Consider the following 9,797-nt stretch of genomic DNA (forward strand, 5'->3'; position numbering starts at 1 on the left):
CCGTGGCGGCTATAACCGCCTAAACGCTCGGGGAGAGGACGTAAGACCCTAGAGGACTATATCGGTCCCCGACGGCAGACCTCGCAGAACTGAGAATCCCCTGGTTTCAACTACGGGGAGTGTCAACGGGGAAATGTCTGAGATGCCAGACGTTCTGCCATACACCGTATCTTCTGGCTCTGGGTGTACAATAAAATCATTGATAAAATAACGTCCCTATGAGGGCTTCCGGGATGGGTCCCAGAGGGAGCCTTTTCTTCTGGCTCTGGGTGTACAATAAAATCATTGATAAAATAACGTCCCTATGAGGGCTTCCGGGATGGGTTGGTGAGCGGGTTGTCTCTTGAGTCTGTTCTTCTCGAATACGGGGCTTCCGAGGTCTCGGCCATGGATGTCTACTCCGATATCTTTCAGCTCGGGTACGGGTTCATCCAGACGGAGGGCGAGCCGGGCGGGCTGCACAAGGCCAACCCGATAATCCTCGGCTCGTTCGGCGGGCATTACGACAGCGACGGGAAGCTCGTCGGAGACAGGAGACGCCGCCGAATCCTGCTCGAGGACACGTTCGAGGAGACCCTTGCCGAGTTCCGCGATGCGAACTGGGCGATAACGAACGGTCTCACCTACTGGGGCAGGGCGAACACCGCCGACGCGCAGAGCAAGATGTGCGCCATGATTTTCGACCTCGACGGGCAGGATGACGGCACGCTCACGGCCTTCCTGTACAACTGCCGAAGCGACTACCCCGTTTATCCCGAGCCGAACTACATCATCCTGAGCGGCCACAACGTCCACCTGTACTACGTCCTCGAGGAACCCGCCGACCTATACCCGAACACCAAGAGCCTGCTGAAGGACATGAAGTACCACCTGACCGACAGGATGTGGAACAAGTACACGTCGAGGGAATGGGAGCACCCGCAGCACCAGGGCATCAACCAAGGGTTCCGCGTCATCGGCGGCAAGACGAAGGACGGCGGCACGGTCAGGGCGTTCAGGGTCAACACGCACCCCTTCTCGCTCGAAGAGCTGAACGACTTCCTTCCCCCGGAACAGCAGGTAGACCTGTCGAAGAAGTGGAGGGAGACGAGGTACACGCTCGAACAGGCCAAGGAGAGATTCCCCGAGTGGTACGAGAAGGTCATCGTCAACGGCGGACGCGCCGACGGCTCGTGGGATGCCAAGGAAGACCTCTACAACTGGTGGCTGCGCAAGATACGCGCGGGTGCGACGTTCAGCCATAGGTACTTCTGCCTGATGGCTCTGGCGATATACGCCGTGAAGTGCGGCATCACCGACCGCGAACGCGTCAAGGCGGACATGGATTCGCTGGTGCCGTTCCTGGATTCGGTAGACACCGAGCACCCGTTCGGCAACGACCATGAGGTCGAGAACGCTCTCGAATGCCTCGACCTGCGGTACAAGAAGTTCCCCATCAAGGACTTGGAGAGGATATCGGGAATAGCGATCCCGAAGAACAAGCGGAACTACAGGAAGCAGCCACAGCACATGGAGTACCTAAACGGGCTGCGCAAGATGCGTCGCGACGTTCTCGGCGAGAACGAGTATGAAAACAGCGGTCGGCCAAAGGGAAGTGGGGAGAAGCGCGAGCTGATTCGCTCCTATGCCCGGGAGCACCCGGATGCCAACCACTCGGACATAGCAAAGGCGCTGGGCGTGTCGAGGTCTACCGTCATCAAGTGGCTGAGGGACTGGAAGTGCGATACCGACGGCCTGCCGGACGGCGCGTGGTACGAGGGCGGTCACATCCACGTCGATATGACGGAGCCGAAAGCCGATTGATTCTTGCCTGCTTTGCGTTTGGGTGATGAAATGGGCTGATACACAGGGTGATACACGCCGAGATACACAGGAGATACACGTGCCGCAGAAGATGTTCAGGCTTACAGATGAGCAAATCTGTAAGCTAAAAAAGGTTTCCGAGCTGCGAGGATGTTCTCAAACTGATTTGATTCGCGGGTTCATCGATTCGCTTGACGAGGAGCCGCCTGATACACAGGGTGATACACACCGAGATACACAGGAGATACACGGTGACGAGCGGTCGAGCGGAGCCGATTCGCCAGCGCTCGCCGCCCTCATCGACCAGCTCGCCAAGAAGGACGAGCAGATAGCCAAGCTCATGGAGACGGTCGCCGACAGCACCAAGGCCGTGCAGGGCGCTCAGGTGCTCCACCACGAGACGGCGCAGGCGCTCGCGCTCGAATCCACGGAGCAGAAGCTGAGCCGATGGCAAAGGCTCAAGAGGGCTTGGAGGGGATAGACGTGTCGGAACTCGGCAAGCGCCGCTGGTGCGTCTACTGCTCCGTCGGGTGATTTGGCGCAAATGAACGACTGAGAGCCGTTTTAAGGCTCTGAAATGTGGCCGCAGGTGGAAGTCTGCGGCCATTTTCTTTTAAGGTCGATTTTGGGCATCTGGTGGCTTCTCAGATGGGTTCACGCCCCTTTCGTCTTCACTGCTTGGCGCGAAGCGCCTTGGGCGCGCCGGTTGCTTTTTGGTCGATTTGGGCTGTCGCGCCCTCCGGTCTGGCTGCGGTCGGCAGAGACGGGTGTGGAAAAGTTTTCGACAGCGAGCGGGTTTTCAACAGCGAAAAATCCCGACAGAGATATCTACTAATTCTCTTCTAAATCTCTCTATTCGTAGGTAGTGGCTTTCCCACTACACGTATGTCGTTTGCTGTAGTGGCTTTCCCACTACACCTGTAGTGGCTTTCCCACTACACCTGTAGTGGCTTTCCCACTACAGGCCTGTAGTGGCTTTCCCACTACACCTGTAGTGGCTTTCCCACTACAGACTTTTCAACACTGTAGTGGCTTTCCCACTACAGCTATGGGTCGTTTCAACCCATAGGAAGGCCCAGATTTGACCATACGACTGATATTTCGTATACTTTCGTCGTACCGAGAAAGGAAAAGAATGGCACCGGAGATACACCCGAACGCGCTGAAGCACCTGACGCGCGACGAAGTGCTGTCAGCATGGGGAAACGTGGTGAAGAGCATCCAGCGCGAAAACGATGACGAGCCGCCGCGTTGGCTCTGCGTCGGCTGGCTCCCGGACGGCAGGTCGGTCGAGCTGATAGCGGTCGAGACGATTTTCGGCTGGCTCATCATCCACGCCATGTCCCCGGTTCAACCCAAGTTCGCGAAGGAAATCGCCCAGACGGAAAGGAGAGCGCGATGAGCTACATAGCGGCAAACGGTCAGGAAATCACGGAAGCGATGATTGGCAGCTGGTGCGACGCATACGAGCGCGGAGAGTTCCCCGAGGGCGAGCGCACCGTCGGCGAGGTCGTCATGGGCCGTCCCCCTCTGTCGGCCGAAAAGACCACGACCGTAACGGTGAAGATTCCCGTCGGCATGAAGGCCACCTTGACGAAGAAGGCCGAGGAGCGCGGCACGACCATGAGTGCCTACGTTCGCAGCGTCCTCGCCAACGACATTCTCGCGGCATCGTAGAGCGGCAAAAGAAAAGCCCCCGACGCTGGCCATAGCTCGGGGGCTTTGCAGACGGTTAAACCAGTCCTTTCTGCAAGGAGCAGTATACACCATGGACAACATCAACGACCTCATAGGCGACGCGGCAAAGCAACTCATGGCGCAGGCCGACGGAATCCAGAACCAGAAACTGAAGGCAAGCGCCCAGAGGGTCGCGCTAACCGTCTCGGCGAAAACGCGCGACGAGACGATAGCGAAAGCGAGAAATGCCGCGTTCGCCAGAATCCCGATATGGGCTTTCTTCCTGCCCGTAACGCGAAGGCAGCAAATCGTTCTAGGTCGCATCTACAGCTTCCAGTGCACGACGAACAAGGACGGCTCGCCCGCCGAATATCGTATGAGCCTTTCAACCGGTGCGAGCGAACTGGGCATGACAAATCGCGCGGAAATGCAAAAGGATTTGCAAAGGCTTATCTAAACCGTCGTAAAACCCCTGGTTTCAACTACGGGGATATAAGACGGTAGATATTATGCAGCTCAATACTGTATAATATCTATACCATGAAGTACAAGAGTAACCGCAACATAGTTTTCTCCTGCAACTACCATGTGGTCTTCTGCCCGAAGTACCGTCGGCCCGTCCTCGTGGACGGAGTCGACGAGCGCTTCAAGGAGATCGCATGGGAAGTCGCCGACGAGCTCGGGTTCGAGATTGCCGAGATGGAGGTCATGCCCGACCACGTCCACCTGCTCCTGTCAATCGATCCCCAGCTGAGCATCCACCGGGCGATCAAGCGCATCAAGGGGAGGTCAAGCCACGACCTGCGCGAGGAGTTCCCGTGGCTCAAGAGCCGTATACCGACGCTCTGGACGAACAGCTACTTCGTGTCGACCGTGGGAGGTGCACCGCTCGCGCAGGTGAGGAAATACATAGAGAGACAGAAGGAGGTCTAGCCGATGGAACGCGGATTCAAATACCGAATTTACCCGAATGAGTCACAGCGCGACCAGATCGCGCGGATGTTCGGTTGCTGCCGCTTCGTGTACAACCGCGCCCTCGATGTCAAGAAGACCGCCTACAGCGAGACCGGGAAGAGTATCGCCACCAATGATCTGATCAAGATGATCCCTGCGTGGAAGCGCGACCCCGAGACCTCCTGGCTCGCGCAAGTGGACTCCATGGCGCTCCAGCAGTCCATCCGCGACCTCGACCGCGCCTACAAGAACTTCTTCCGACGCGTGCGCGAGGGCGGGAAGCCGGGCTTCCCCAAGTTCAAGTCGCGCCGGCACGCCCGGCAGTCCTACCGCACCAACGGCGGCAAGGTCCTCGACCGCAACCATATCGCGCTGCCGAAGCTCGGGACTGTCCGGGCTAAGGTATCCCGACCGCTCCAGGGGCGTTTCATGTCGGTCACGGTCTCCCTGGACGCGGCCGGCCGTTACTTCGCCACCTTCCTCTGCACCGACGTGCCGGCTAAGAACACGACCGCGACCGACCGGGAGGTCGGAATCGATCTCGGCGTCGAGACGCTTGCGACTCTCTCGGACGGCACGAAAATCGAGAATCCGCGTCATCTCAAGAAATACGAGCGCAAGCTCGCGCGGGAGCAGCGCAGGCTCTCCCGCAGGAAGGGCGCACGCAGGGGCGAGAAGCCGAGCGGCAGGTACATGAAGCAGCGGAAGAGGGTCTCCAGGATCCACGCCAATATCGCCGATGCCAGAACCGATGCCCTTCACAAGGTCACGACCATGCTCGCGGACGAGAACCAAGTCCTGTGCATGGAGGACCTGAATGCCAAGGGCATGGTGCGAAACCATCATCTGGCGAAAGCCGTGTCGGATGCCTCGTTCGGTGAGTTCGCACGGCTGCTTGAGTACAAGTGCGCCGAGCGTGGGCGCTCCCTTGTCAAGATTGGCCGCTTCTACCCGTCGAGCAAGACCTGCTCGGCCTGCGGGCACAGGCTCGACGCCCTGCCGCTGTCGGTGCGGTCGTGGGACTGCCCCGTGTGCGGTGCGCACCACGACCGCGACGTCAACGCGGCGAGAAACATACTGACGGAAGGGAAACGCATCCTCTCCAACACGCAAGGTACCGCGGGGCACGCGGGAACCGTGGCGGCTATAACCGCCTAAACGCTCGGGGAGAGGACGTAAGACCCTAGAGGACTATATCGGTCCCCGACGGCAGACCTCGCAGAACTGAGAATCCCCTGGTTTCAACTACGGGGAGTGTCAACTCCCTCGGGTTCGTCACGAAACGCTCGAACGGTGCACGCAAGCCCGCGACGTATCTCGTCGATGAAGTCGTTTGCGTGACAGAAGCCCGCCGCAACGGCTGGGACGGATAGCCGAGAATCCCGCCGGAGTGTTCCGCGAGAGCGGATCGCGAAGGCGGCGATTCAAAGCAATCAGTTTTGTGTGAGCCGGAAAACCGTGATTCGGAAAATCGAGAAAACGCCGACGGCAACTCGCCCGGTCGGGCTGTCCGTCTTCTTTCTGCGGCGGCGGCACCGCAGAAAGAAGACTCTCGCGCAAGCGCTCACCGGCCAAGGCCGCTCTCCGAGTTGCAAGATTTGGGAAGTGTACGGACAAACTCCACTGTTGTGGACTTTTTCCTCACTTCCATCTTGCTCCCGAACGGCTTTAGCGGCCTTGACGGGAGAGCGCTTGCGCTTTGGAAAACCGGCAATTTAGAGTTGCCGGTTTTCAGTGGGCGGCAACCCTGCCGCTCGATTTCGCACCGTTTGCAAACGCGGCGGCGCTATTTGCAAACGGATGATTCTGGAAAAACGAGAGGTGCCGAAAGCGACATGCGGAGAAAAGAAGCACGCGTCGAGGTGCGGATGACTGAACACGAGAAGGAAGCCCTCAAGCGAAAAGCCGCCAAAAACGGCATGACGGTTTCCGAATACGCCCGCACGCTCCTTGCCAATTCCGACGATGCGACAATCAGGGTCATTGATACCGAGCCTTTGAGAAAGGCCGCGCACGAACTCGCGAAGCAGGGGACGAACCTGAACCAGTTCATGAAGTTCTTGAACACCTATGGCATCAAAGTGTTCGATGCGGGGGAAGCGCAGCGCGTCCTCGCGCGTGAGGTGGAGACGTTTATGGAAGTCGCGGAAGCCCTTGCTGCGCTCCGAAGGGAAGCAGACCGCAACAACGTCCATCTTAAAATCGAGGATTTCGACAATGCCGAAAACGACTGACGAGGGCAAGGAAAGGGTCGATGGGCGAGCCTGCCCATCGACCCTCAATCAAGTCTGGTCTTCTGTTTCGACCGTCGCGTCAATTCCGCCGTCGGTGAACGAGTCGGCTTAGATCCGCGCGAGCGCAGACCACGCCGCCCCGTAGTCATCGACAACTACATTGACCCGACTACTCGCCCGATTCCGAATCGAAAACGCGCTCCGGATATAACCGTCGGATGGTCTCGATTCCGTCATAGATTTCATCATCGTCCTCGCGAAAGGCAAGTGACTTGATATTCTGCATGACCCACTTCTGACGGGAGAGCTTGGAAATCGCGAGGGTTTGCGCATCGACCTCATCGTATCCCTTGGCTGCACGCCAAGTTCCGCGTGCGATGCGTTCGTTTCCAAGCCCCTCGACGTTCTTGCCAACGTAGTCATAGAGGGTATCGACCTCGTAACCGTTCTTTTTCGCCTTATCCTCATCGAAGACGATGGTGAAGCTCCAAGGCTCCATTGTCGTTTCAGCCATATGGTCAGTGTCCTTTAGGCCTGTGCTGCCAGATAGTATTCGAGTGCGTCCCTGTAGACCGAAGACGGCTTCACGCCCTTGCTGCGGGCTATCATGGCCACTCTCTGCGTATCCTTCGCGTCGTAGACCACCGTCACGCGGCGGGTTCCGACCGCGTCGAGGTGTGAGCCGCTGAACACCTTGCCATCGGGTTCCGGCTCGAAGCTGCCGTCCTCGTAGGGCGCGGCCATGCGGTCGAGGTCGGCATCGGTGATGCCGTGCTTCGCCATGAAATCGTTCACGTTCATCCAAATCACCTCTCCAAGCCGAGTTCCCTGAGCGTCTTGCCGCTCGGTGGGGTCATCCCGTGGTAGACGAAGAAGTAGTCATCGTCGGCATCGTAGATGTAGACGAGCTCGACCAGCCTGCTGTGGGAGTCCGTGCCGACGGCAATCCACTCGCCCGATTCGCGTTGCTTGTAGCGAATCATCGACCGCATCGCGGCCATCACGTCCGCTTCGCTCACCTCGGGGTGCCGCCTGCTGATTCTGGGGTGAACCCCTATCTGGCTCATGCCCGCTCTCCTTTCGATATGATATGAAATCATATCATATCTTTCTATCGGGAGAAATACGCCTGCACTTCAAGTGCCAGACAAATGCCAGACGCTTTTATCTAAACCGTCGTAAAACCCCTGGTTTCAACTACGGGGATATAAGACGGTAGATATTATGCAGCTCAATACTGTATAATATCTATACCATGAAGTACAAGAGTAACCGCAACATAGTTTTCTCCTGCAACTACCATGTGGTCTTCTGCCCGAAGTACCGTCGGCCCGTCCTCGTGGACGGAGTCGACGAGCGCTTCAAGGAGATCGCATGGGAAGTCGCCGACGAGCTCGGGTTCGAGATTGCCGAGATGGAGGTCATGCCCGACCACGTCCACCTGCTCCTGTCAATCGATCCCCAGCTGAGCATCCACCGGGCGATCAAGCGCATCAAGGGGAGGTCAAGCCACGACCTGCGCGAGGAGTTCCCGTGGCTCAAGAGCCGTATACCGACGCTCTGGACGAACAGCTACTTCGTGTCGACCGTGGGAGGTGCACCGCTCGCGCAGGTGAGGAAATACATAGAGAGACAGAAGGAGGTCTAGCCGATGGAACGCGGATTCAAATACCGAATTTACCCGAATGAGTCACAGCGCGACCAGATCGCGCGGATGTTCGGTTGCTGCCGCTTCGTGTACAACCGCGCCCTCGATGTCAAGAAGACCGCCTACAGCGAGACCGGGAAGAGTATCGCCACCAATGATCTGATCAAGATGATCCCTGCGTGGAAGCGCGACCCCGAGACCTCCTGGCTCGCGCAAGTGGACTCCATGGCGCTCCAGCAGTCCATCCGCGACCTCGACCGCGCCTACAAGAACTTCTTCCGACGCGTGCGCGAGGGCGGGAAGCCGGGCTTCCCCAAGTTCAAGTCGCGCCGGCACGCCCGGCAGTCCTACCGCACCAACGGCGGCAAGGTCCTCGACCGCAACCATATCGCGCTGCCGAAGCTCGGGACTGTCCGGGCTAAGGTATCCCGACCGCTCCAGGGGCGTTTCATGTCGGTCACGGTCTCCCTGGACGCGGCCGGCCGTTACTTCGCCACCTTCCTCTGCACCGACGTGCCGGCTAAGAACACGACCGCGACCGACCGGGAGGTCGGAATCGATCTCGGCGTCGAGACGCTTGCGACTCTCTCGGACGGCACGAAAATCGAGAATCCGCGTCATCTCAAGAAATACGAGCGCAAGCTCGCGCGGGAGCAGCGCAGGCTCTCCCGCAGGAAGGGCGCACGCAGGGGCGAGAAGCCGAGCGGCAGGTACATGAAGCAGCGGAAGAGGGTCTCCAGGATCCACGCCAATATCGCCGATGCCAGAACCGATGCCCTTCACAAGGTCACGACCATGCTCGCGGACGAGAACCAAGTCCTGTGCATGGAGGACCTGAATGCCAAGGGCATGGTGCGAAACCATCATCTGGCGAAAGCCGTGTCGGATGCCTCGTTCGGTGAGTTCGCACGGCTGCTTGAGTACAAGTGCGCCGAGCGTGGGCGCTCCCTTGTCAAGATTGGCCGCTTCTACCCGTCGAGCAAGACCTGCTCGGCCTGCGGGCACAGGCTCGACGCCCTGCCGCTGTCGGTGCGGTCGTGGGACTGCCCCGTGTGCGGTGCGCACCACGACCGCGACGTCAACGCGGCGAGAAACATACTGACGGAAGGGAAACGCATCCTCTCCAACACGCAAGGTACCGCGGGGCACGCGGGAACCGTGGCGGCTATAACCGCCTAAACGCTCGGGGAGAGGACGTAAGACCCTAGAGGACTATATCGGTCCCCGACGGCAGACCTCGCAGAACTGAGAATCCCCTGGTTTCAACTACGGGGAGTGTCAACGGGGAAATGTCTGAGATGCCAGACGTTCTGCCATACACCGTATCTTCTGGCTCTGGGTGTAAAACAAATCTATTGATAAAATAACGTGCCTATGAGGGCTTCCGGGATGGGTCCCAGAGGGAGCCTTTTCTTCTGGCTCTGGGTGTACAATAAAATCATTGATAAAATAACGTCCCTATGAGGGCTTCCGGGATGGGT

The 9,797-nt window shown here is 58.5% G+C and carries 13 protein-coding genes; 10 read left to right on the forward strand and 3 right to left on the reverse strand.

From position 1 onward, the window contains the following. The first annotated feature begins 387 nt into the window (after positions 1-387). The 8 genes from DMP05_RS09400 to DMP05_RS09770 all read left to right on the forward strand — a co-directional run bounded on the left by DMP05_RS09400 (position 388) and on the right by DMP05_RS09770 (position 6,668). Positions 388-1,803 carry a helix-turn-helix domain-containing protein gene (locus tag DMP05_RS09400; protein WP_148039729.1) on the forward strand — a complete coding sequence of 472 codons (1,416 nt, stop codon included), beginning with the start codon at positions 388-390 and terminating at the stop codon, positions 1,801-1,803. A gap of 79 nt (positions 1,804-1,882) precedes the next feature. Then, the gene (locus tag DMP05_RS09405) at positions 1,883-2,284 is read left to right on the forward strand and encodes a hypothetical protein (RefSeq protein ID WP_148039730.1); all 402 of its coding nucleotides are present in this window, start codon (positions 1,883-1,885) and stop codon (positions 2,282-2,284) included. 654 nt (positions 2,285-2,938) lie between these two features. Next, entirely contained in the window at positions 2,939-3,205 is a 267-nt protein-coding gene (locus DMP05_RS09410) for a hypothetical protein (RefSeq protein ID WP_123220206.1), read from the forward strand. After that, complete coding sequence (locus tag DMP05_RS09415; protein ID WP_123220207.1) at positions 3,202-3,480, forward strand: hypothetical protein; 279 nt, start codon at positions 3,202-3,204, stop codon at positions 3,478-3,480. Before DMP05_RS09410 ends, DMP05_RS09415 begins: the two co-directional genes overlap by 4 nt. 91 nt (positions 3,481-3,571) lie before the next feature. Next, the gene (locus tag DMP05_RS09420; RefSeq protein ID WP_123220208.1) at positions 3,572-3,937 is read left to right on the forward strand and encodes a hypothetical protein; all 366 of its coding nucleotides are present in this window, start codon (positions 3,572-3,574) and stop codon (positions 3,935-3,937) included. A gap of 83 nt (positions 3,938-4,020) precedes the next feature. Then, a complete protein-coding gene (gene tnpA / locus DMP05_RS09425; RefSeq protein WP_118372716.1) occupies positions 4,021-4,413 on the forward strand; it encodes an IS200/IS605 family transposase in 393 nt (130 codons plus the stop codon). 3 nt (positions 4,414-4,416) lie between these two features. Beyond that, complete coding sequence (gene tnpB, locus DMP05_RS09430) at positions 4,417-5,592, forward strand: IS200/IS605 family element RNA-guided endonuclease TnpB (RefSeq protein ID WP_118372717.1); 1,176 nt, start codon at positions 4,417-4,419, stop codon at positions 5,590-5,592. A 281-nt stretch (positions 5,593-5,873) separates the two neighbouring features. Continuing rightward, complete coding sequence (locus DMP05_RS09770) at positions 5,874-6,668, forward strand: plasmid mobilization protein (RefSeq protein WP_148039731.1); 795 nt, start codon at positions 5,874-5,876, stop codon at positions 6,666-6,668. 169 nt (positions 6,669-6,837) lie between these two features. On the opposite strand, the gene DMP05_RS09440 is transcribed toward DMP05_RS09770, so the two are convergent. From DMP05_RS09440 to DMP05_RS09450, 3 genes are read right to left on the reverse strand one after another with little or no spacing between them, the layout of a single operon-like run. Beyond that, positions 6,838-7,182: a hypothetical protein gene (locus DMP05_RS09440; RefSeq protein WP_211326884.1), complete on the reverse strand. Its 345-nt coding sequence runs from the start codon at positions 7,180-7,182 to the stop codon at positions 6,838-6,840. Positions 7,183-7,196: 14 nt separating this feature from the next. Continuing rightward, the gene (locus tag DMP05_RS09445) at positions 7,197-7,469 is read right to left on the reverse strand and encodes an NADP oxidoreductase (RefSeq protein ID WP_123220210.1); all 273 of its coding nucleotides are present in this window, start codon (positions 7,467-7,469) and stop codon (positions 7,197-7,199) included. A 5-nt stretch (positions 7,470-7,474) separates the two neighbouring features. Then, a complete protein-coding gene (locus DMP05_RS09450) occupies positions 7,475-7,735 on the reverse strand; it encodes a hypothetical protein (protein ID WP_123220212.1) in 261 nt (86 codons plus the stop codon). A 188-nt stretch (positions 7,736-7,923) separates the two neighbouring features. Between DMP05_RS09450 and tnpA (DMP05_RS09455) the strand changes: the two genes are divergently transcribed. Beyond that, on the forward strand, positions 7,924-8,316 hold the full coding sequence (gene tnpA, locus DMP05_RS09455; RefSeq protein WP_118372716.1) for an IS200/IS605 family transposase: 393 nt from the start codon (positions 7,924-7,926) through the stop codon (positions 8,314-8,316). Positions 8,317-8,319: 3 nt separating this feature from the next. Next, a complete protein-coding gene (gene tnpB / locus DMP05_RS09460) occupies positions 8,320-9,495 on the forward strand; it encodes an IS200/IS605 family element RNA-guided endonuclease TnpB (protein ID WP_118372717.1) in 1,176 nt (391 codons plus the stop codon). Positions 9,496-9,797: the final 302 nt, after the last annotated feature.

The organism is Slackia isoflavoniconvertens (assembly GCF_003725955.1).
Taxonomy (GTDB): domain Bacteria; phylum Actinomycetota; class Coriobacteriia; order Coriobacteriales; family Eggerthellaceae; genus Slackia; species Slackia isoflavoniconvertens.